Consider the following 20,904-nt stretch of genomic DNA (forward strand, 5'->3'; position numbering starts at 1 on the left):
TTTAAAACTAATTAAGTCGCGGTTGATGATTATTGAAGTGAATTATAGAGACTGGTTCAATGAACCCTCTCCCCTCTCGCATTTCAGAAAAGGAATTCCATGATCATCAAGACCCGACTTCTCGCCCTGGCCCTCTCCAGCCTGTTGGCTGCCAATGTAGCGGCTGCCGCCACCCTGCCGACCCAGCCGGTGCTGACGCTGGCCGCTGCACAACAGGTGCTGCAGGCTGCCCAGGCCAAGGCGCAGGCGGAAAACTGGCCCTGCGTGATCTCGGTGGTGGATGCCGCCGGTCTGCCCGTGGCGCTGGTGCGCATGGACAACGCGGCCGTACCGGCCGGAGTCGAGATCGCGCCGGGCAAGGCGCGTACTGCAGCACTGTTTCGCCGTCCCAGCGGCGCGCTGGAAGATGCGATCAACGGCAACCGCCCGGCGGCCGCCACGGCACGCGGCTTTGTCCTGATGCGCGGCGGCCTGCCGTTGGTGGCCGACGGTCAGGTGGTGGGGGCCATCGGCGTGTCGGCCGACACCCCGCAGCATGATGAAGACATCGCCAAGGCCGGCGTGGCGGCGTTGAAGTAAGCCCCTCTCGCCCGCGCCGCCATGCGTTCGCCCTTCTCCTCCACCGCTGGCCGCATCCTGCTGACCGGTTCGCTGGGATGTGCCATGACGGTACTGGACACCAACGTGGTCGGGATCATCCTGCCCACGGTGGCGCGTGAGCTGCAGGCGTCCTTCAGCGAGGTGGAATGGGTGGTCAGCAGCTATGTGCTGTGCTTTGCCGCGCTGCTGCTGCCGGCCGGTGCCCTGGCGGACCGCTATGGCCGCAAGCGCGTGCTGCGGGGCGGGCTGGCGCTGTTCGCGCTGGCCTCGCTGCTTTGTGCCTTGGCTCCCACGGCACAGGCCCTGTATGCGGCCCGCGCGCTGCAGGGGGTGGGTGCAGCCTTTTTGCTGGCGCCTTCGCTGGCGGTGATCGGCCATGCCTTCCATGACGAGAGCGAGCGCGCACGCGCCTGGGCGGTGTGGGGCGTCATCATGGGCCTGACCATGGTGCTGGCGCCGCTGATCGGCGCCGTCATCAATACCCTGCTGGGCTGGCGCTGGGCGTTCGGGATCAACCTGCCGGTCTGCCTGTTGCTGGGCATGGCGGTAGGACGGCAGGTACCGGAGTCACGCAATCCGCTGCCGCGTCCGCTGGATCCGCTGGGCATCCTGTCTTTCTCCAGCGCGGTCTTCCTCCTGACCTGGGCCCTGATCACGGGTCCGGAACAGGGGTGGACCAGCGTTGTTTGCGTCGCCCGTGGTCTGGGTGGCGCATTTTTATTCCTGCTCTTCATCGCCTGGGAGCGCCGCTGCGCGCATCCGATGCTGGAGCTGTCGCTGTTCCGTCATGCCGGTTTCGTGGCGGCAGTGGCGGCCATGTTCGCCTATGCGGCCTCGGCCCAGGTGATGGCGTCGCTGCTGCCGCTGTTCCTGCAAAATGCACGCGGCCTGAACACGCTGCAGACCGGCCTGGGCATGCTGCCCTTCGCACTGGCGATGCTGCTGTTGCCGCAGCTGGGGCGACGACTGGGTCATTACCTGTCCTCGGCGCGGGTGCTGGCGCTGGGACTGGGCGTGACGGCGCTGGGCAACCTGCTGATGATGTGGGCGGCCGGATCGGGATCGCAGATGCTGGTGATCCTCGGCATGGCAGTGCTGGGAAGCGGCGGTGGCCTGCTCAATGGCGAGACGCAAAAGGCCATCATGGGCAATGTGCCGCGAGAACGCGCGGGCATGGCCTCCGGCATCAGTACCACCTCGCGCTTCACGGGTGTGCTGGCCGGCTTTGCGGGCCTGGGTGCAGTACTGGCCGAGGCAGCGCGTGGCCGCATGCTGACGGGGATGGCGGGCATGCAAGAGGCGCCCGGACACGCGGCCCAGTTCGTGGCGCGGGCGATGGCCGGCGACATGGTGCAGGCAGCGCAGGGCTATGGCGAACGGCAGGCGGCGGTGCTGGCCTTGGCGCGAAATGCCTATGCCCAGGGCTTTGCGCATGCCTTTGCTGCGGCCGCGCTGCTGGCGCTGATGGCAGCGGCCATCGTACTGTGGTCGATCAGGAAAGCGGCTGTGACAGCAGTCGTGCCGCCAGACGCGGCAACACCGACTCGGCATCCTCCTGCAGCTTGAAGGCCAGCAGTTCGTCGGCACGGGTACGACCGCGATTGATGGCCGCCACCGGCTTGCCTGCGGCGGCCGCCATGCGCGCAAAGCGAAAACCCGACAACACCATCAGCGAAGAACCCACCACCAGCATGGCATCGCAGTCACGGGCGAGTGCTTCGGCCTGGGCGCTGCGCGCAGCCGGCACGCCATCGCCGAAGAACACCACGTCCGGTTGCAGCATGCCGCCACAGGCAGTACAGGCGGGAACGTGGAAGGCGGCGTCGTCGGCATCGGGCTCCAGCTGGGCATCGCCATCGGGCAGGACTTCTGCCTGCAGCTGGGCAAAGGCGGGGTTGCTGCGTTCCAGCTGCGCCTGGATCCCGGCACGACCATAGGGAGTGCCACAGGCCAGACAGCGCACCGCATGAATGCTGCCGTGCAGTTCCAGCACATCGCGGCTGCCGGCCTGCTGATGCAGGCCATCGACGTTCTGGGTCAGGATTGCGCCCAGGTGGCCGGCTGCCTGCAACTGCGCCAGTGCCTGGTGGGCCGCATTGGGCAGGGCCTGGGCCAGGCGTGGCCAGCCGAGCATGCTGCGAGCCCAGTAGCGCTTGCGGGCGGCTTCGGACTGGCGGAATTCGCTGCCCTGGATGGGTAGGCGGCCACGTCGCACGCCTGCGTCATCGCGATAATCGGGAATGCCGGATGCAGTGCTGATACCGGCGCCGGTCAGTACCAATACCTTGCGATGGGAGAGCAGCCACTGCGCCAGCGCCGACAAGGGGTCGGCATGGGGAGCGACGGTAGCAGTGACGGTAGCGATGACGGTGGGCGCCCCGTCCTCGGGCAGGCTCAGACTCTGGCTCATGGGAAACTCGCTGGACAATGACAACCGGCAGCGTACGCGAAATCGGTCCGGCGCGTCGGCCGCCGGGGCATTTCCAATTCCCGATCAGGCGCGACGTGGCACCTCATGGGGCGGCACCGCCTGCGCCAGCTCACCCAGGGCGCTCAGCAGCGCCGGTCGGCCGAACAGATAGCCCTGCCCTTCCTGGCAGCCCTCCTGCTCAAGGATGGCGCGCTGGGCTTCGGTTTCTACACCTTCGGCCAGCACCGCCACATTCAGGCTGTGGCCCAGTGCCAGGATGGCACGCACAAAGGCCTTGGCCTGCTGGCTGGTTTCCAGCTCGCTGATGAAGCTGCGGTCCAGCTTGATCTTGTCGAAGGGGAAGGAACGCAGGGTCTCCAGCGAGGAATAGCCGCTGCCGAAATCGTCCATGGCAATGGTCACGCCCATGGCCTTGAGCTGCTGCAGCAGGTAGAGGGCGCGTTCGCGGTCGGCGATGATGGCGGTTTCGGTGACTTCCAGTTCCAGCCGCTGCGCTGGCAGGCCGGTGGCGGCCAGCACCGAGCGTACCTTTTCCACCAGGCCGGCATTGGACAATTGCAGGGCCGACAGGTTGACGGCGATGCGCGGCTGCAGATTCCATTGCGCCGCCTCGCGACAGGCGTGCTCCAGCACCCAGTCGCCGATGGCGCCGATGGCGCCGCACTCTTCGGCCACCGGGATGAATACGGCCGGCGGGATCAGTCCCTGTACCGGATGTTGCCAGCGCAGGAGAACCTCATAGCCGGTGATCTCGTCGCAGCTGACGGCGCGCTGTATCTGGTAGTTCAGGAAGAACTCCCCGCGTTCCAGTGCAGTCCAGATATCGCGTGCCATGGCACGACGGGCGCGCGAAGCCTCGTCCATGCTGGCTTCGTAGAAGCAGATCTTTTCGTCCATGCTCTTCTTGGCGCGATACATGGCGAGATCGGCATTGTTGAGCAATTGTCCGCGGTCACCCGCGTCGCCGGGAAACATCGCCACCCCCAGGCTGGCGCCGGGGACGATGTCGGTCTGCGCCAGGTGCAGCATGGTGGTCAGGGCGCGCTGCAGACGGCTGATGAAGTCCGCCAGATGGCGCTGCTGACGGAATACCTTGAAGGCGACGAATTCGTCACCGCCGAAGCGCGCCACGGTCTCGCCCTCGCCCACGGTGTTCTTGAGACGCTTCCCCAGTTCGGAGAGCAGCTGGTCGCCCACGCCATGACCGAAGGCATCGTTGATTTCCTTGAAGCCATCCAGGTCGATGCTGACCACGGCCACTTGTTGCTGGCCGGCATGCAGGGTGGACATGGCTTCGTCCAGGCGTTCCAGGAAATGGACACGGTTGGGCAGGCCGGTCATGGCATCGTGCCGGGCCATGAAGAGGATTTTTTCGTTGGTTTCCAGTTGCTCGGTGCGGTCGCGGGTGATCTTGGCGAACCCCAGCAGGCGTCCATTTTCCTGGTAGATCGGATCGATCACCACGTGCGCCCAGAAACGTGAACCATCCTTGCGCACGCGCCAGCCCTCGTCCTCGAACTTGCCCTCGCGCAGGGCCAGGGCCAGGTTGGTGGCGGGCAGGCCAGCGAGACGATCAGGCTCTTCATAGAAGACCGAATAATGCTGGCCGATGATTTCGTCGGCGGTATAGCCCTTGAAGCGCTGGGCGCCGGCATTCCAGCTGGCGACCACACCATCCGGACGCAGCATGTAGATGGCGTAGTCCTTGATCCGCTGCACCAGCAGCCGATAGGCGTTTTCCGAACCGAATTCGATCAAGTCATTCTGCTGGCTCATCGCCCTTGCCCCCACTCCCCGATTTGCATGCCGTCCTGCCGGATAACCCTCATGGGCCACGGGCGGCGCGCTGTTCAAGCCGTCATTGTACGCTGGCCCACCGTCAGTACCGTGGCGTTGGCGCTACGCACGCTGGCGGGCATCAAGCCGGAAGGTCGAGACCAGGCTGGCCAGGGTGGCCGCCTGCTCCATCATCGAATTGGCGGCGGCAGCGGCCTCCTCGACCAGCGCCGAGTTCTGCTGCGTGGCCTCATCCATGTGGGTGATGGCCAGGTTGACCTGGGTGATGCCGTGACTCTGCTCCTGACTGGCGTGCGAGATCTCGGCGACCACATCGGTCACCCGCTTCACGCTGTTGACCACGTTTTCCATCGTCGCGCCAGCCTGCTGGACCAGGTTGCTGCCCTGGCCGATCTGCCCCACCGAGTCATTGATGAGTTCGGTGATTTCCTTGGCAGCGGTGGCGCTGCGTTGCGCCAGGTTGCGCACCTCCGACGCCACGACTGCGAAGCCGCGGCCCTGTTCACCGGCCCGGGCAGCTTCCACTGCCGCGTTCAAGGCCAGGATATTGGTCTGGAACGCGATACCGTCAATGACGCTGATGATGTCGACGATCTTGCGTGAGGAGGCATTGATGCCTTCCATGGTACTCACCACCTGGCCCACGGCGACGCCGCCCTGTCTGGCCACTTCAGAGGCCGATACCGCAAGCTGGCTTGCCTGCCTGGCGTTGTCGGCGTTCTGTTTTACGGTGGACATCAGTTCTTCCATGGCGGAGGCGGTCTGCTCCAGGGCACCGGCCTGTTGCTCCGTGCGGGAAGACAGGTCCAGGTTACCGGTGGCAATCTCGGAGGAAGCCTGTTCGATGGTCTGGGTGCCTTCACGCACCTTGCCGACAATGGCGACCAGACTGTCTCGCATCTTCTTGATGGCCAGCAGCAGACTGGCGTTATCGCCGGGCCGCGTCACCACTTCAGAGGTCAGGTCACCGGCAGCGATCTGCTGGGCGATGTCGGCAGCATAGGCGGGTTCACCGCCAAGTTGCTTGAGCAGGCTGCGGGTGATCAGTACGGCCACGATGATCGAGATGAACGTCACCAGCAAGGTGAGCGCGGCGACCACCATGGAACCGTGGGTCGCCATTTCCAGCGTGGAGTGATGCGCGCGGTCGTTTTCGGCGTCCACTTCCGCAATGACCTTGTTGATGTCCTGCACGATCTGGCGCCGCAGGGGGCTGCATTCATTGACCAGGAAGTCGCGGAATTCCTCGTTCTTCCCGCTTTCGCGATAGATGCGTGGACGCTTGAGTTCCTCGGCCATCTGCAGCAGCCCGGTCCGTACCTTGTCGAAACTCTTGTTGCCGGCCATTTCCGGTTCGAGTTCGGCCAGTGCCTTGAGATAGATATTCTTCTGTTCATCGACGATGGCCAGTTCCTTGGCAGCATCGGCGTCGCTACGGAATACATAGGCATTGCGCGCCGCAAGGCCGGTCTGGTCCAGCGCCTCGCGCGCCAGATAGAGCGGCACCAGGCGCCGGTCCTGGACGGCATCTGCGGCCTTGATGGAGGTCGTCAGTGACTGGATGCTGACCAGTGCAACGGCAGCCAGGATCACCGTCAGTACCAGCAGGACGGCAAACCCCAGCGATAACTTGGTGCCGATTTTCATATTCTTGAACACACTCATTGTTCCCCCTCGGGATGTGATTGTTGGACATCGACCGATCCGGAGTGAATCAATCCATGTAGTGACTCACTATAGACAAAGGCGGGGTTGGGGGATCTAGGGCATTTCCCGATACGGATGAACTCCAGGACGGCGAGCAACAAAAAGGCGCCGGTGTTGCCACTGGCGCCTCTCCGATATCCGGTTCCGGTCTGACACGACCCTATCGATGTTCCGGTTGCTTTACTTGTTGTTTTTTCAATCCGCTGTGTCCTCCCGGCCAAGCATTCAGAGCTTTTCAGTCTCTCCGCTCTTGGGCTGCCACTTCATGAGCCGCTTCTCGATCACGCCCACGGCCAGGTCCAGCACCAGCGCGAAGACGGTCAGCACGACGATGCCGGCAAAGACGGTGTTGATGTCGAAGGTCCCTTCGGCTTGCAGGATCAGGTAACCGACGCCGCGCGCCGAGCCCAGGTACTCACCCACCACCGCGCCGACGAAGGCCAGACCGATGGAGGTGTGCAGGCTGGAGAACACCCACGAGGTGGCCGAGGGCAGGTAGACCGTACGCAGCAGCTGGCGCGCGTTGGCGCCCAGCATGCGGGCATTGGCCAACACCACCGGGCTGACTTCCTTGACGCCCTGGTAGACGTTGAAGAAGACAATGAAGAACACCAGCGTGACCGCCAGGGCCACCTTGGACCAGATGCCCAGGCCGAACCACATGGCGAAGATCGGGGCCAGGATCACGCGGGGCATGGAATTGGCGGCCTTCACGTAGGGATCGAGAATGGCCGAGGCGGTCGGCGACAGCGCCAGCCACAGGCCGATGCCCAGGCCGAAGACGGTGCCGATGACGAAGGCCAGCACGGTCTCGGTCAGCGTGATGAGCAGGTGTGAATAGATCTCGGCGGGGAAAGTGAGTGTGAAGAAGGTGGTATCGCCTATGCCCACTTCCAGCGAGCCGCTGCCCACCGTGAACCACTCCCAGATGCGCTGGGCCACCTTCAGCGGTTCACCGAAGAAGAAGGCGGTCTGCGGATTGCGGGTGGCCACATGCCACACCAGCAGGACGATGGCCAATACCATCAGTTGCCAGAAACGGATGTTCTTGTGATTCGGTTTCAGTAATTTCCACATGGTGCTGATTCTCTTCCCTGATCTTTTCCGGTACGGCTTACGCTGCGCGCTTCTGTTGTTGATATCCCTTGAGGACTTCGTCGCGCAGCACGTCCCAGATCTGCTGGTGCAGTTCGACGAAGCGGGGATGCATGCGGATTTCGGCCACATCGCGCGGGCGCGGCAGGTCGATCCTGAATTCGCCGATGGGGTGGGTGCCAGGGCCCGCGGCCAGCACGATCACGCGATCGGACATGGCGATGGCTTCGTCGAGGTCGTGGGTGATGAAGAGCACGGCCTTCTTCTTGGCGTTCCACAGGTCCAGCACCTCGTTTTCCATCAGCTGGCGGGTCTGGATATCGAGGGCCGAGAAGGGTTCATCCATGAGGATGATGTCGGGGTCCAGGATCAGGGTCTGCGCCAGGGCCACACGCTTGCGCATGCCGCCGGAGAGCTGGTGCGGGTAACGGTCGCCGAAGCCTTGCAGACCCACGCGGGCCAGCCATTGTTCGCCCAGTTCGGCAGCCGCCTTCTCGTCCTGGCCGCGATACTGCAGGCCGGCGATCACGTTCTGCAGCGCGCTGCGCCAGGGCATCAGCGCCTCGGCCTGGAACATATAGCCGGCGCGGCGATTGATGCCGGTGAGCTCTTCGCCGAATACCTTGACGCTGCCCGAGGAGGGTTGCAGCAGGCCGGCACCGACGTTGAGCAGGGTGGACTTGCCACAGCCGGTGGGGCCGACCACGGAGACGAATTCGCCCGGTGCGATGGACAGGTCGGTATTGGCCACGGCGGTGTAGCGCTGGGAACGATCGTCCTTGGAGACGAAGGTGCAGGTGATGTTGTCGAACTGGAGGGCTGGCGTCATGGCGTCTGGGCTTCAGGGATTCAGGACTTCACTGCATTACGGGCCGGCACGGCCGCGCTGGATGAGACACAGGCAAGCGCCCCGTTCAGATGCGCAAATGCCCGTTGCCGGGCATTTGCTGTGCATTCGCATCGGGTGGGAGCCTTGCTTCTTACTTGTACTTGGCGTTGGCCTTCTGCACGAAGGAATTGGTGAAGGTCTTGGAGAGGTCGATCTGCTTGTCGGCCAGCGAGGGCTCGAAGGCCTTCAGCGTACGCAGGGCGGTATCCGGACCACCTGGCGGGAAGTAGCCATCCGGCGAAATGGCCTGGCGCACCTTCATGAAGGCATCGATGTAGAGCGAACGGTCGCCCAGCAGGTAGCTCTCCGGCACGGCCTTGATGATGTCCGAGGGGCCAGCCTTCTGGATCCACTTCAGCGCGCGCACCATGGCGTTGGTCAGGGCTTGCGTGGTGTTGGGATACTTCTGGACGAAGGCCGCCGGGGCGTACAGGGTGGCGGCCGGCATCGGGCCACCGAAGACGTCGTTGGTGTCCTTCAGGGTGCGGGTGTCGGCGATGGTCTTGATCTCGTTGTGCTGTTCCAGCATGGAGATCACCGGGTCCAGGTTGGCGATGGCATCGATCTGGCCGGAGCGGATGGCCGAGATCGCACCGGCCGAGGCACCCACGCCGATGAAGGAGACGTCGGTGGGCTTCAGGCCGGCCTTGGCCAGCACATAGCTGGCCATGATGCTGGTGGATGAACCGGGTGCGGTCACGCCGATCTTCTTGCCCTTGAGGTCGGCCACGCTCTTGTAGTTGGGCATGGTCTTGTTGTTGGCGGCCAGCACGATCTGCGGCGCACGGCCTTGCAGCACGAAGGCGACGATGGCCTGGCCCTTGGCCTGCATGTTGATGGTGTGCTCGTAGGCGCCCGAGACCACGTCGGCGCTGCCGCCCACCATCGCCTGCAAGGCCTTGGCACCGCCGGCGAAGTCGGAAATCTCGACCTGCAGGCCTTCATCCTTGAAATAACCGAGCTGTTCGGCCACCGTCAGCGGGAGGTAATAGAACAGGTTCTTGCCACCGACGGCGATGGACACCTTGGGCTTCTCCAGTGCCTGCGCACCGGCACTGCCGTTGAAGGAAAAGTAGCCGGCCAGGAACAGGCCCGCGGCGATCAGCAATTGCTTCCAGCTCAATTTCATTATGTCTCCTCCGTGTGTGGATGGGGGTGCTGCGTTTTTGCTGCGTTTTTGCTGCTTTATTGTCTGCAGCCAGTGCAGTGTTGGTCCGCAATCCCGTGCAGATTGCGCTACCGTTGCGTGCCGCTCAGACCACGCCGTGGTCGCGCAGCATCTTGATGTGGGCCTCATCATACCCCAGCGATTGCAGGATTTCATCGCTGTGGGCGCCCAGCTCGGGACCGAGCCACTTGGTCTGGCCGGGTGTCTCGGACATCTTGGGCGTGATGCCGGGCAGCTTGACCGGCGTGCCGTCGGCAAACTGGTGCTGCTCGAACATGTCACGCGCCAGGAACTGGGCGTCGCTCATCATGTCCTTGACCGAGTAGATCTTGCCGACCGGGACGTCGGCCTCCTGCAGCGTGGTCAGGGCATTGTCGATGGTCTGCGTGCTGCACCACTGCTGGATGGCCGCGTCGATCTCGGCGGTACGCGGGACACGTCCGTCGTTGCGTGCCAGACCGGGGTCGCTGGCCATGTCGTCGCGACCGATGGCAGTCATCAGGCGCTTGAAGATGGCGTCGCCATTGCCGGCGATGACGATGTTCATGCCGTCGCCCGTGGTGTAGGTGTTGGAGGGCACGATGCCGGGCAGCGCGCCACCGGTGCGCTCGCGCACCACGCCGGCAAAGTCGAACTCGGGGACCATCGATTCCATCATGTTGAAGACGGCCTCGTACAAGGCCACATCCACCATCTGACCCTGGCCGGCGACGCAGTCGTCACCCTGCTTGCCGTTCCAGCGGCCGCCTGTGACGTCGCGGTGGCGCAGCGCCATCATGGCGCCGATGACGCCGTGCAGGGCGGCGATGGAGTCGCCGATGGAAATGCCGATGCGCACCGGTGGACGATCCGGGTGGCCGGAAACGTAGCGGATACCGCCCATCGATTCGCCGATGGCGCCGAAGCCCGGCAGGTCGCGCAAGGGGCCGGTCTGGCCGTAGCCGGACAGGCGCACCATGATGGTGGCAGGGTTGATCTGCCTGAGGTCTTCATAGCCGAGCTTCCACTTCTCCAGCACGCCGGGACGGTAGTTCTCGATGATGACGTCGGCCTCCAGGGCGAGCTTGCGGGCGATTTCCTGGGCCCGCTCGTCCTTCATGTTGAGGGTGATGCTCTTCTTGTTGCGGGCCTGGACCGACCACCACAGCGAGGTGCCATCCTTGAGCACGCGCCATTGGCGCAGCGGGTCGCCGTTGCCGGGGGCTTCGACCTTGATCACATCGGCGCCGAATTCGGCCAGCATGCGCGAGCAGAACGGGCCTGCAATCAGCGTACCGAGTTCCAGTACCTTGATGCCGGCCAGCGGGCCGGGCTTGGATGTGCCAGTGCTCATCGTACTTGCACCGGATGGCTGACGCGCTGCGGCGCGGCCGATCCGGTGATCTCCTCCTGATCGTGATGCCGGACCTGGCTCTTGTCGGGTAGTGGCCAGTGTCCTGAAATGCGTGGGTTGGTGTGCAGTCCGGTGCGCAGTGTTGCTGCGCTGTCGCCTGCGGCAGCCTCCCGGGGGTAGCGGGCGGCTGGCAGTCGTCATTCTATTGCAGCATGGACTGGATGTCGCGCATTTTGACCTTCATCGTCGACCTCATGCCTGCAAGTTTTTCATCTGAAAACCTGCCCGGCCTCACGTCGTGCGGCGGTCCAGCATGGCGCGGGCGATGGTGCCGGCATCGACGTATTCCAGCTCGCCGCCGACCGGGACACCCCGTGCCAGGCGGCTGACCTTGAGGCCACGGGCCTTGAGGGTTTCGCTGATGTAGTGGGCGGTGGCTTCGCCTTCGTTGGTGAAGTTGGTGGCCAGCACCACTTCGGTGACCACGCCATCGGTGGCGCGGGTGATCAGCTTTTCGAGATGGATGTCACGCGGGCCGATGCCGTCCAGCGGCGAGAGGCGCCCCATGAGGACGAAATACAGGCCCTTGAAGGTCAGCGTCTGCTCGATCATGACCTGGTCGGAGGGCGACTCCACCACGCAGAGCTGGGTATGGTCGCGCTGGCTGTCCTGGCAGGTCTCGCAGATGACCTGCTCGGTGAAGGTGTTGCACAACGCGCAATGACGGATGGTATCGAGCGCCTGCGCCAGCGACTTGCTGAGTTCGGCAGCGGCGTCGCGATCATGCTGCAGCAGGTGGTAGGCCATGCGCTGCGCGGTCTTGGGCCCGATGCCGGGAAGCCGGCGCAGCGATTCGGTGAGGACGGTGAGACTGGAGGGCGTTTTCAATTGCGGTCTACGGAATAGCGGAAGGCTTCCAGCGCCTCGGCGGTCATCGAAGGCACGAATTCGATGATCTCGTATTCGGCCACGCCCCCGATGAAGAAGGGATCAGACTCCATGATGGCTTCGATCTCGGCACGATCGGCGCAATCGGCAATGATGATGCCGCCGGTGCGCGGGACCTTGCGGCCCGACATCAGGAACACGCCGTCGGCATATTGCTGGTTCAGGAATTTCTTGTGCGCGGTCAGCAGGGAGTCGATGTCGCCTGCCGGCTTGGTGTACGTGATCGAGACGATGAACATGGTGCATCCCCTAAACAATCGTGCATTCCGTCAACATCATGGATGTCTTGCTTTACCGCAGCGATCGTGGCGGCCCGGCATGCATGCGCGGGCCGCACCGACCTCAGAACGGCATCTTGAAGCCCGGGGGCATCGGCATGCCGGCAGTGACGCCGGACATCTTTTCCTGGGCGGTGGCTTCAGCCTTGCGCACGGCGTCGTTGAAGGCGGCAGCGACCAGGTCTTCCAGCATGTCCTTGTCGTCAGCCAGCAGCGACGGATCGATGGAGACACGCTTGACATCGTTCTTGCAGGTCATCACGACCTTCACCAGGCCGGCGCCGGACTGGCCTTCCACCTCGATGTTGGCCAGTTGTTCCTGGGCCTTCTTCATGTTGTCCTGCATGGCCTGTGCTTGCTTCATCAGACCTGCGAGTTGACCTTTCATCATGCTCATGCTCCTTGTTTCAATTTCACGGGATTCTATCGCGTTTGCGGAAGCGCCCGGCAATCCGGTCGGTCCTTCCGTTCCTGCTTCACAACGCCTGGATCGACCCCGGCACGATGGTGGCGCCAAATTCGCGCATCATGGTCATCACGAAGGGGTCGCTGGTCATCTTCTGTTCAGCCTTGCGCTGGCGCTCGGCGCGTTCGGCTTCGGCCACCGCGTTGGCCGTGTCGGCGACGGCGCCGAGTTCGGTTTCCACGCGGATTTCCTTGCCGAAGCGTTCTGACAGGGCGGCCACCAGTTTTTCCACGCTGCCCGAGGAACGCAGGGTATCGAGGGGGATGCGCAGGTGGAAGCAGACATTGCCGCCATTGAGCGCTTCGCAGCGCACCAGTTCGCTCTGGAACGCCATCTGATGGGCCACACCGCGCAGTGCCAGGCTGGCGGCCAGGCTGGGCCAATGGCCGTCCCAGCCCAGTTCAGCGGCGATGCGGGCGGTTTCCTGTTGCTGTGCGGGTGTGGCGGCCGGACGCTGGGGTGCGACGGGCGCGGCCGGTGCGACGGCGACAGCGGGCTCAGTTTTTTTTTCAGCCGCGAAGCCAGCGGGCGGCATCGTGTCGCCGCGTGCATCCTCTTCCCAGGGCGGAATGGCGTCGAAGGGCGGTGGTTCGGGCATGTCCGGCACGTCCGACGCAAGCGGCGCGGCGGCACGGGGAGCCGAAGCAGCCGGGGCGGAAGCCGCCTGCGCAGCGACCTCTGCAGGCGCCGATGCCGGTGTCGGCGCGGGTGTCGGACGAGCAGCGGGAGCCTTGCCGTTCTTGCCGACGCGGGCTGCCATCAGCGCCGCCTCGCGGGCTGAAGCAGGGGCTGCCGGGGCTCCCGATGCAGCACGCATAGCCGGTGCTGCAGGTGCTGCGGATGCGCTTGCTGCGGCCGGTGCATTCAGTGCAGTCGGCACGGTCGGCGCTGGCGCTGCTGCCGGGGCCTGCACGCGGGTGACCGGGGCGCTGGTCACGGCCGCTTGCGGCGCCATCAACGGGGCCGCTTGGCGCGGTGCGGCCGGGCGGGCCGCAGTCGGTGCTGCAGCGCCGGGCACCGGGCCGGAGCCAGTGGCGCTGACCGGGCGGAAAGCCAGCATGCGCAAGAGCGTCATGCTGAAGCCGGCGTATTCGTCCGGGGCCAGGCCCAGTTCATTGCGGCCGTGCACGGCAATCTGGTAGAACAGCTGCACGTGCTCGGGACTGAACTGGGTCGCCAGGCGCAGGATATCTTCGCGGTTGGGCAGGTCCTCGGCCAGTGCAGCCGGTACGGCCTGCGCCAGCGCGATCTGGTGCAGCAGCGTCCCCAGGTCTTGCAGTGCCGCATTGTAGGACAGGCTGCGGGTCGCCATGTCGTCGGCCACACCCAGCAGTGCGGCGCCATCCTGCACGGCCAGGGCGTCGAGGACGCGGATCAGGTAGGACTGGTCCAGCGCGCCCAGCATGCCCTGCACGGCTTCCAGGGTGACCCGGCCGGCGGCATAGGCGATGGCCTGGTCGGTCAGCGACAGCGCATCGCGCATGGAGCCCGAGGCCCCCTGCGCCAGCAGGCGCAGCGCGGGGGGATCGAACGCGATGCCTTCCTGGTTCAGGATATTGTCGAGATGGCTGATGATGTGGCCGGGCGGCATCTGCTTCAGGTTGAACTGCAGGCAGCGCGACAGCACGGTCACGGGAATCTTTTGTGGATCTGTGGTGGCGAGGATGAACTTGATGTGCTCGGGCGGCTCTTCCAGCGTCTTCAGCATGGCGTTGAAGGCGTGGTTGGTGAGCATGTGCACTTCATCGATCATGTAGACCTTGAAGCGGGCGTTGGACGGCGCGTAGATGGCCTGTTCCAGCAACTGCGCCATCTCGTCCACACCGCGGTTGGAGGCGGCGTCCATCTCGATGTAGTCGACGAAGCGGCCGGCATCGATGGCCACGCAGGCTTCGCACACGCCACAGGGAGCCGCGGTGATGCCGCCGTTGCCATCCGGGCCGACGCAATTGAGTGACTTGGCCAGGATGCGCGAGAGCGTGGTCTTGCCTACACCCCGGGTACCGGTGAACAGGTAGGCGTGGTGCAGCCGCTGCTGTTCCAGCGCGTGCGTCAACGCGCGCACGACGTGTTCCTGGCCTACCAGGGTGTCGAAGCTGCGGGGACGATATTTACGGGCGAGAACTTGATAGGACATGAGGTGGCTGCAGTCGGCTTTTTGGCTCAGGGGGGCATTTTAAGCTATTTCGCCGCCCGTATCGCCTTTGCCTGCATGCACTGCCGCCGCCAGCCCCCGCTGACTGGATCAGGGCGCGGCGCGGCGCGCCTTCTTGCGCTCGTACATGGCTGCATCGGCGTCGCGCTGCAGGGCAGCCAGGTCAGGGTGCCGCGCTGCATCGTACTGCACCGCACCGACGCAGTAGTCCAGTTGATACTGGCGCTGGCCGCTCTGGTTGAAGGCTTGCACCGCCTGCTGCAGATGCTGCAGGACGACGACCGAATCGTCCAGGGAAGTATTGGTCAGGAAAACCGCGAATTCATCACCGCCCAGGCGCCCGATGACATCGGATTCGCGCAGGTTGGCCATGAGCAGGCCGGCGAAATCGGTCAGGGCCTGATCGCCTTCGGAATGCCCGAAGCGGTCGTTTATCTGCTTGAAATGATTCAGGTCGAAGTTGAGCACGCAGGCGGCATGGCCGATGCGCCGGGCGTTGGCCAGGGCATGCCGGGCCAGCGCCTCGAAGCCGCGCCGGTTCGAGACCCCGGTAAGGTCGTCGATGGTGGCCAGTTTCACGGCAGCCAGTTCCTGTTCGACCATGGCAGCCAGGTCCTTGAGCAGGGATTGCTCATCGACATCGAAATTGCGGGGGACCGTATCGACCAGGCACAAGGTACCCAGGGTAAAGCCGCTTTCACTCTTGATGGGACATCCTGCGTAGAACCGGATGAAGGGTTCGCCGGTGACCTGGGGATTGGTGGCGAAACGCGCATCGAGCCGGGCGTCGGGAACGATGGTCAGGTCTTCGCTCAGGATGGCATGGGCGCAGAAGGAAACGTCACGCGAGGTCTCGGTGGCATCGCCCAGTCCTACGCAGGACTTGAACCATTGGCGATGGACATCGACCAGCGACACCACCGCCATCGGCACATCGAACAGACGCCGCGCCAGGCGGGTCAGGCGGTCGAAGCGCTCTTCCCTGGGCGTATCGAGGATGCGCAGCGAATGCAGGGCGTCGATGCGGGCAGCTTCATTGACGGGGAGCTCGGCAATTATCATGATTCATCAACGCAGATGGACGTGGTTGCCCAGGTTAACGGCAGGCTGCGGCTCACTTTAACCCCAAATTTTTCGAGAAACAAGATTTAGTTATGCACAAGAAGCGCGGACATCGCTCTCGCCCGCTTCCCATTGCCTGACATCGAACAGCAGGCCTCCCCTACCTCGGCCCGCCGTCAGGCGCCAGATCCATCGACGCTGTCGTGCCACCCTGCGGATGCCCTTGCTACGAAGGCTTTCCTCAGATCAGCAACTTTTAGCCGTCACTTCTTGGCGGCCGCCGGCTCTTCAGCCATCTTGTCAGCCTTGGCGGCGGGCTCCTTGCCCTTGTTCTCAGCGCGCGGGGATTTGGCAGCCTTACCCGAGCGGGCCGCCGCGTCGCCGGGCGCTCCGGACTTAGGCTGACCGTTCACCGTCAGGCCATTGGCAGACAGCTTCGCGGCGGCCTTGTCCTTGATGCCCTTGACCCTGGCCTGCAGGTCGCTCCAGTCCTTGAAGCTACCGCCCTTCTGGCGTTCATCCAGGATGCGCCTGGACATGGAGGGACCGATTCCGCGTACGCCGTCGAGGGCGGCCTGATCGGCCTTGTTGACGTCCACCTCGGCCAGGGCGAGACCGGTAGCGACGAAAAAGCTCAGTACGAACAACAGGGTTTTCTTCAACATGATGCGTCCTTTCGACTTTCTGGATTGAGGGAAAAAACAAAGGGCAGCGCATCCGGAAATGCGCTGCCCATCCTCAACGAAAGTCACAGCAGCCTGTTGACAGTAATCCAGCTAGAAAACCGCTCTCAAATCACCCTGCCAGCAATTCCTCGCGGGTCACGGTGGCGGTACCGAGCTTGCCGACCACAATGCCTCCGGCACGATTGGCCATGGTGACGGCATCCACCAGCGAAGCACCTGCGCCCAGCATCACGGCGAGAGTACCGATGACGGTATCGCCTGCGCCAGATACGTCGAACACTTCACGCGCCATGGTGGGGAAGTGAGTAACTTCGCCGTCGCGGTACAGGCTCATGCCTTCTTCCGAACGGGTCAGCAGCAAGGCTTCGAGGCCCAGTTCGGTACGCAGTTTCTGGGCACGTGCGGTGAGGTCTTCCTCGTTCTTCCACTGGCCGACGATGCGCACCATCTCCGACTTGTTGGGCGTGAGGATGGAGGCGCCGGCGTAACGCGTGAAATCATCGCCCTTGGGGTCGACCAGGATGCGCTTGCCCAGCTTCTTCGCGGTGGCGATCATCTCAGCGACGTTGACCAGCCCGCCCTTGGCGTAGTCGGAAAAGACGATGACGTCGTAATCGGCCACCAGCGAGTTGAACTGGGTCAGCTTGTCGCGCAATACGGTATCGGTAGGCGCCTCTTCGAAGTCGATGCGCACCAGCTGCTGCTGGCGCCCGATCACACGCAGCTTGACGATGGTGGCGATGCTGGGGTCGCGGTTCAGGTGGCTGTCGATGCCCATTTCGCGCAGCATGTTCTCCATCACGCGCGCCGGCTCGTCGTCGCCGGTGACGCCCAGCAGCGCCGTCCTGGCTCCCAGGCTGGCCGTATTGCGTGCCACGTTGGCGGCACCACCCAGGCGCTCCTCTCGGCGTTCCACGCGCACCACCGGAACCGGGGCTTCGGGAGAGATGCGATTGACTTCGCCGAACCAGTAGCGGTCCAGCATGACATCGCCCACGATGAGGATGCGGGCGGAATCCCAGGCGGAAGAGAGGTCCTTGTTCACGTTATTGTCCACGCGCTTGAAGAGTGCGGCCGATGCCGTAGTATTCGATGCCGCTGTCGGCCATGAGCTGCGGATCGAACAGGTTGCGGCCATCGAAGATGACCGGGGTCTTCAGTACCGCCTTGACGCGCTCGAAATCAGGACTGCGGAAAGCCTTCCATTCGGTGACGATGGCCAGGGCGTCGGCACCTTGCAAGGTGTCATTGGGCGACGCGGCGAAACGGATCTTCTGCAGCAACTGCGTATCGTCGGCAAAGTCCAGTTCCAGCACGCGGCCGGCTTCCTTCATGGCCACCGGATCGTAGACGGCCACGCTGGCGCCGCGTCGTACCAGTTCGCCGATCAGCACCCGCGACGACGCTTCGCGCATGTCGTCGGTATTGGGCTTGAAGGCCAGCCCCCAGATCGCGAAGTGCTTTCCAGCCAGGTCTTCGCCGAAGCGGGTGACGATCTTCTTGCCCAGCACGTGCTTCTGGCGATCGTTGACACGCTCGACGGCCTGCAGGATCAGCAGTTCCTGGTCGTAGTCGCGGGCGGTGCGCTCCAGCGCCTGCACATCCTTGGGGAAGCAGGAGCCGCCATAGCCGCAGCCGGCATACAGGAAGCTGTGACCGATACGCGGGTCGGAACCGATGCCGTGACGCACGGACTCGATGTCGGCGCCTACCCGATCGGCCAGGTTGGCCAGCTCGTTCATGAAGGAAATGCGCGTGGCCAGCATGGCGTTGGCGGCGTATTTGGTGAATTCGGCCGAGCGCACGTCCATCCAGTAGGTACGCTCATGGTTGCGGTTGAAGGGCGCGTAGAGCTTCTTCATCAGCTTCTGTGCGCGCTGGCCATCGGCGCTCTGATCGTGACCGATCACGATGCGGTCGGGGCGCATGAAGTCTTCTACCGCTGCGCCTTCCTTGAGGAATTCCGGATTGGAGACCACCGAGAAGCTGGCATCGGTCTTGCCGCGCTGTGCCAGTTCCTCGGCGATGGCGGCCTTGACGCGGTCAGCCGTACCCACCGGCACGGTAGACTTGTCGACCACCACCTTGAAGCCTTCCATGTGACGGCCGATGTTGCGGGCGGCGGCCAGCACGTATTGCAGGTCGGCCGAGCCGTCTTCGTCGGGCGGAGTACCCACCGCGATGAACTGGATATCCCCGTGGGCCACGCTGGCGGCCACGTCGGTGGAAAACTGCAGGCGGCCGGCAGCACGGTTGCGCGCCACCACTTCTTCCAGGCCGGGTTCGTGGATGGGGATGCCGCCGTTGTTGAGAATGTCGACCTTGCGCTGGTCGAGGTCCAGGCAGAACACATCGTTGCCGAGTTCGGCCAGGCAGGCGCCGGTCACCAGGCCAACGTAGCCGGTGCCGATGATGGTGATTTTCATGGTAGATCCAGAGTGTCAGGTACGGCCATGCGGCCTTGATTCATCACGTTCAGTTCATCACGTTCAGTTCTTCGGTGCGGCGCGGCGGATAGGTCTCCCACTGGCTGCAGCCCGGGCATTGCCAATAGAACTGGCGGGCCTTGAAACCGCAGTGGCTGCACTGGTAGCGTGCCAGCTTCTGGGTATAGCCATGCACCAGGGTCTTGACTACCGCCAGCTCGGGACGCACGGTCTGGGGCGCACTCATCATGCGGGCTTCCAGGAACTTGTCCAGGCCCAGCAGCGTGGGCGTACGACGCAGTTCGTCGCTGACCAGGACGTTGGCGGCGTCGATGCCATCGGCGTCGAGGACGGCCTTGAAGACCACTTCCAGCAAGTCGATCGACGGCGCTTCGGCCAGGTAGGCGCGCAGCAGGTTGATACCCTCCTGCGGGCGGCCCACGGCGATATAGCCATCCATCAGGCGCTGCGCCACCAGGGCAGTATGCGGCACGCTCTGGTGCTCCACACGTCGCCAGGTTTCCAGCGCGCCCTCGATGTCGCCACGGGCGCGCAGCGCGTCGCCCATCAGCATGGTGGCGCGTACGCTCTTGCGGTCAGCGGCCAGGGCCTTGTCCAGCAGGGACATGGCGGCATCGGTATTGGTGCGCACCAGTTCGTCGGCAGCCAGTTCGCAATAGAACTGGGCGATCTCGCGCTGGCGGCCACCGGCGCCGGTGGCCTGCAGGATCTCGGCCGCGGCGATGGCGCGGGTCCACTCCTTCTCGCGCTGGTAGATTTCCAGCAGGGCGCGACCGGCCTGGGCGCTGTAGGGGGTGTCGATGAGCTTGTTGAAGGTTTCCTCGGCGCGGTCCAGCAGGCCAGCCTTCAGATAATCCTGGCCCAGTTCATACAGGGCATGTCCGTGGTGCTCGGCCGGCAGGTCCGGGCGCGCCAGCAGGTTCTGGTGCACGCGGATGGCGCGTTCGGTCTCGCCGCGGCGGCGGAACAGGTTGCCCAGGGCAAAGTGCAGTTCTACCGTTTCCGGGTCCAGCTTGACGATTTCGATGAAGGCGTCGATGGCCTTGTCGGGTTGCTCGTTGAGCAGGAAGTTGAGGCCCTTGAAATAGCCGCGTGGCAGGGTACGCGATTCGGACAGCAACTGGTTGATGTCAACCCGCGCGGCAATCCATCCGAGTCCGAAGAAGACCGGGATGCCGAGCAACCACCAAAATTCAAATTCCATAAAGAGAGAGGAGCAATTAGAGGATGTGCTGCGCTGTTATCACGCTGTCTGGCTGTGGCGGCTGGGCCTGTGCCTGGACCAGGTCTTCCTGGGCCTTCTGGATCTGGGCCAGGGTCTTCTTGTAGCGCGAGGCTTCACGGCGATGGCGCAAGACCAGCGGCACCATGGCCAGCACGCCCAGGACCGCGCCGATCACGAAGAAGGCCAGCAGGACCAGCACCAGCGGGTCGCTGCGCTCATAGCCGAGGAAGAAGTGCATGGTTACTTCCTGGGTGTTGCGCAGGGCGAAGAAAAAGAAGAACACGAACAGGATGGCCGCGATCAATCGGGAGAGTATTTTCATGGCGTAATCCTTTCTGGCGGGTCAGTGTGCTGCCCGGAAGGCCGCCTGCGCACCTCGCGGCGGGGCGTGCCGGATCGCAATTATTGCGCTGGCCGGAAAAATCGGGCCTGTTTCGCTCGCTTTCCAGGTCAATCCAGGTCAAATGCGGATTGTACGTGAAAAAAAACGGCATCCAAAGATGCCGTTCATTTTGTTGATCTGCCTTTACACCCGCTCAGCGTGCGCTGGGCAGGTGCAAGGCGTCAACGATTACTGCAGCCTGACATCGCCATCAATGAAGCTGGCGACAAGAACT

The 20,904-nt window shown here is 63.8% G+C and carries 19 protein-coding genes; 2 read left to right on the top strand and 17 right to left on the bottom strand.

Annotation, left to right across the window (positions count from 1 at the left end; all coding sequences use genetic code 11):
* Positions 1 to 99 precede the first annotated feature (99 nt).
* Together HWE04_RS08890 and HWE04_RS08895 are read left to right on the top strand one after the other, a co-directional pair.
* Complete coding sequence (locus HWE04_RS08890; RefSeq protein ID WP_006465026.1) at positions 100 to 579, top strand: GlcG/HbpS family heme-binding protein; 480 nt, start codon at positions 100 to 102, stop codon at positions 577 to 579.
* Positions 580 to 600: 21 nt separating this feature from the next.
* The gene (locus HWE04_RS08895; RefSeq protein WP_241812167.1) at positions 601 to 2,166 is read left to right on the top strand and encodes an MFS transporter; all 1,566 of its coding nucleotides are present in this window, start codon (positions 601 to 603) and stop codon (positions 2,164 to 2,166) included.
* Here HWE04_RS08895 and HWE04_RS08900 read toward each other — a convergent pair.
* The 17 genes from HWE04_RS08900 to HWE04_RS08980 all read right to left on the bottom strand — a co-directional run bounded on the left by HWE04_RS08900 (position 2,093) and on the right by HWE04_RS08980 (position 20,609).
* Positions 2,093 to 3,010, bottom strand: a complete 918-nt coding sequence (locus HWE04_RS08900) for an NAD-dependent protein deacetylase (RefSeq protein ID WP_241812168.1) — start codon at positions 3,008 to 3,010, stop codon at positions 2,093 to 2,095. The two genes, HWE04_RS08895 and HWE04_RS08900, sit on opposite strands and share 74 nt — an antisense overlap.
* A gap of 84 nt (positions 3,011 to 3,094) precedes the next feature.
* Positions 3,095 to 4,807: a putative bifunctional diguanylate cyclase/phosphodiesterase gene (locus tag HWE04_RS08905; RefSeq protein WP_241812169.1), complete on the bottom strand. Its 1,713-nt coding sequence runs from the start codon at positions 4,805 to 4,807 to the stop codon at positions 3,095 to 3,097.
* A 123-nt stretch (positions 4,808 to 4,930) separates the two neighbouring features.
* A complete protein-coding gene (locus HWE04_RS08910; protein ID WP_241812170.1) occupies positions 4,931 to 6,493 on the bottom strand; it encodes a methyl-accepting chemotaxis protein in 1,563 nt (520 codons plus the stop codon).
* Between the two features lie 267 nt (positions 6,494 to 6,760).
* Positions 6,761 to 7,612 carry an ABC transporter permease gene (locus tag HWE04_RS08915; RefSeq protein ID WP_102662259.1) on the bottom strand — a complete coding sequence of 284 codons (852 nt, stop codon included), beginning with the start codon at positions 7,610 to 7,612 and terminating at the stop codon, positions 6,761 to 6,763.
* 37 nt (positions 7,613 to 7,649) lie between these two features.
* The gene (locus HWE04_RS08920) at positions 7,650 to 8,459 is read right to left on the bottom strand and encodes an ABC transporter ATP-binding protein (protein ID WP_006465020.1); all 810 of its coding nucleotides are present in this window, start codon (positions 8,457 to 8,459) and stop codon (positions 7,650 to 7,652) included.
* 151 nt (positions 8,460 to 8,610) lie between these two features.
* Positions 8,611 to 9,648, bottom strand: coding sequence for an ABC transporter substrate-binding protein (locus HWE04_RS08925; RefSeq protein WP_006465019.1), 1,038 nt, complete (start codon positions 9,646 to 9,648; stop codon positions 8,611 to 8,613).
* 124 nt (positions 9,649 to 9,772) lie between these two features.
* Positions 9,773 to 11,020 (bottom strand): CaiB/BaiF CoA transferase family protein, encoded by a 1,248-nt coding sequence (locus HWE04_RS08930; RefSeq protein WP_241812171.1) that lies wholly within the window; start codon positions 11,018 to 11,020, stop codon positions 9,773 to 9,775.
* A 291-nt stretch (positions 11,021 to 11,311) separates the two neighbouring features.
* On the bottom strand, positions 11,312 to 11,908 hold the full coding sequence (gene recR, locus HWE04_RS08935) for a recombination mediator RecR (protein ID WP_006465016.1): 597 nt from the start codon (positions 11,906 to 11,908) through the stop codon (positions 11,312 to 11,314).
* Complete coding sequence (locus HWE04_RS08940; RefSeq protein WP_006465015.1) at positions 11,905 to 12,207, bottom strand: YciI family protein; 303 nt, start codon at positions 12,205 to 12,207, stop codon at positions 11,905 to 11,907. The genes recR and HWE04_RS08940 overlap by 4 nt, the downstream gene beginning before the upstream one ends.
* A 103-nt stretch (positions 12,208 to 12,310) precedes the next feature.
* Positions 12,311 to 12,637 (bottom strand): YbaB/EbfC family nucleoid-associated protein, encoded by a 327-nt coding sequence (locus HWE04_RS08945; protein ID WP_006465014.1) that lies wholly within the window; start codon positions 12,635 to 12,637, stop codon positions 12,311 to 12,313.
* An 85-nt stretch (positions 12,638 to 12,722) separates the two neighbouring features.
* Entirely contained in the window at positions 12,723 to 14,849 is a 2,127-nt protein-coding gene (locus HWE04_RS08950; protein WP_241812172.1) for a DNA polymerase III subunit gamma/tau, read from the bottom strand.
* A gap of 108 nt (positions 14,850 to 14,957) precedes the next feature.
* Complete coding sequence (locus tag HWE04_RS08955) at positions 14,958 to 15,929, bottom strand: GGDEF domain-containing protein (RefSeq protein WP_241812173.1); 972 nt, start codon at positions 15,927 to 15,929, stop codon at positions 14,958 to 14,960.
* A 263-nt stretch (positions 15,930 to 16,192) separates the two neighbouring features.
* Positions 16,193 to 16,594 carry a ComEA family DNA-binding protein gene (locus HWE04_RS08960; protein ID WP_241812174.1) on the bottom strand — a complete coding sequence of 134 codons (402 nt, stop codon included), beginning with the start codon at positions 16,592 to 16,594 and terminating at the stop codon, positions 16,193 to 16,195.
* Between the two features lie 130 nt (positions 16,595 to 16,724).
* Positions 16,725 to 17,660 (bottom strand): D-glycero-beta-D-manno-heptose-7-phosphate kinase, encoded by a 936-nt coding sequence (rfaE1, locus tag HWE04_RS08965; RefSeq protein WP_342222434.1) that lies wholly within the window; start codon positions 17,658 to 17,660, stop codon positions 16,725 to 16,727.
* Between the two features lies 1 nt (position 17,661).
* Positions 17,662 to 19,041 (bottom strand): UDP-glucose dehydrogenase family protein, encoded by a 1,380-nt coding sequence (locus HWE04_RS08970; protein WP_102662253.1) that lies wholly within the window; start codon positions 19,039 to 19,041, stop codon positions 17,662 to 17,664.
* Between the two features lie 49 nt (positions 19,042 to 19,090).
* Positions 19,091 to 20,266, bottom strand: a complete 1,176-nt coding sequence (lapB, locus tag HWE04_RS08975; RefSeq protein ID WP_039874394.1) for a lipopolysaccharide assembly protein LapB — start codon at positions 20,264 to 20,266, stop codon at positions 19,091 to 19,093.
* A 16-nt stretch (positions 20,267 to 20,282) separates the two neighbouring features.
* On the bottom strand, positions 20,283 to 20,609 hold the full coding sequence (locus HWE04_RS08980; RefSeq protein ID WP_241812175.1) for a LapA family protein: 327 nt from the start codon (positions 20,607 to 20,609) through the stop codon (positions 20,283 to 20,285).
* Positions 20,610 to 20,904 lie beyond the last annotated feature (295 nt).

The sequence above is a fragment of the Herbaspirillum sp. C7C2 genome, assembly GCF_022627865.1.
GTDB classification, from domain to species: domain Bacteria; phylum Pseudomonadota; class Gammaproteobacteria; order Burkholderiales; family Burkholderiaceae_D; genus Herbaspirillum; species Herbaspirillum frisingense.

Bases quoted from the DNA above. Each gene is read 5' to 3' on its own strand.
- HWE04_RS08890 (WP_006465026.1), top strand. From the start codon at position 100: ATGATCATCAAGACCCGACTTCTCGCCCTGGCCCTCTCCAGCCTGTTG.
- HWE04_RS08895 (WP_241812167.1), top strand. From the start codon at position 601: ATGCGTTCGCCCTTCTCCTCCACCGCTGGCCGCATCCTGCTGACCGGT.
- HWE04_RS08900 (WP_241812168.1), bottom strand. From the start codon at position 3,010: ATGAGCCAGAGTCTGAGCCTGCCCGAGGACGGGGCGCCCACCGTCATC.
- HWE04_RS08905 (WP_241812169.1), bottom strand. From the start codon at position 4,807: ATGAGCCAGCAGAATGACTTGATCGAATTCGGTTCGGAAAACGCCTAT.
- HWE04_RS08910 (WP_241812170.1), bottom strand. From the start codon at position 6,493: ATGAGTGTGTTCAAGAATATGAAAATCGGCACCAAGTTATCGCTGGGG.
- HWE04_RS08915 (WP_102662259.1), bottom strand. From the start codon at position 7,612: ATGTGGAAATTACTGAAACCGAATCACAAGAACATCCGTTTCTGGCAA.
- HWE04_RS08920 (WP_006465020.1), bottom strand. From the start codon at position 8,459: ATGACGCCAGCCCTCCAGTTCGACAACATCACCTGCACCTTCGTCTCC.
- HWE04_RS08925 (WP_006465019.1), bottom strand. From the start codon at position 9,648: ATGAAATTGAGCTGGAAGCAATTGCTGATCGCCGCGGGCCTGTTCCTG.
- HWE04_RS08930 (WP_241812171.1), bottom strand. From the start codon at position 11,020: ATGAGCACTGGCACATCCAAGCCCGGCCCGCTGGCCGGCATCAAGGTA.
- HWE04_RS08940 (WP_006465015.1), bottom strand. From the start codon at position 12,207: ATGTTCATCGTCTCGATCACGTACACCAAGCCGGCAGGCGACATCGAC.
- HWE04_RS08945 (WP_006465014.1), bottom strand. From the start codon at position 12,637: ATGATGAAAGGTCAACTCGCAGGTCTGATGAAGCAAGCACAGGCCATG.
- HWE04_RS08950 (WP_241812172.1), bottom strand. From the start codon at position 14,849: ATGTCCTATCAAGTTCTCGCCCGTAAATATCGTCCCCGCAGCTTCGAC.
- HWE04_RS08955 (WP_241812173.1), bottom strand. From the start codon at position 15,929: ATGATAATTGCCGAGCTCCCCGTCAATGAAGCTGCCCGCATCGACGCC.
- HWE04_RS08960 (WP_241812174.1), bottom strand. From the start codon at position 16,594: ATGTTGAAGAAAACCCTGTTGTTCGTACTGAGCTTTTTCGTCGCTACC.
- HWE04_RS08970 (WP_102662253.1), bottom strand. From the start codon at position 19,041: ATGAAAATCACCATCATCGGCACCGGCTACGTTGGCCTGGTGACCGGC.
- lapB (WP_039874394.1), bottom strand. From the start codon at position 20,266: ATGGAATTTGAATTTTGGTGGTTGCTCGGCATCCCGGTCTTCTTCGGA.
- HWE04_RS08980 (WP_241812175.1), bottom strand. From the start codon at position 20,609: ATGAAAATACTCTCCCGATTGATCGCGGCCATCCTGTTCGTGTTCTTC.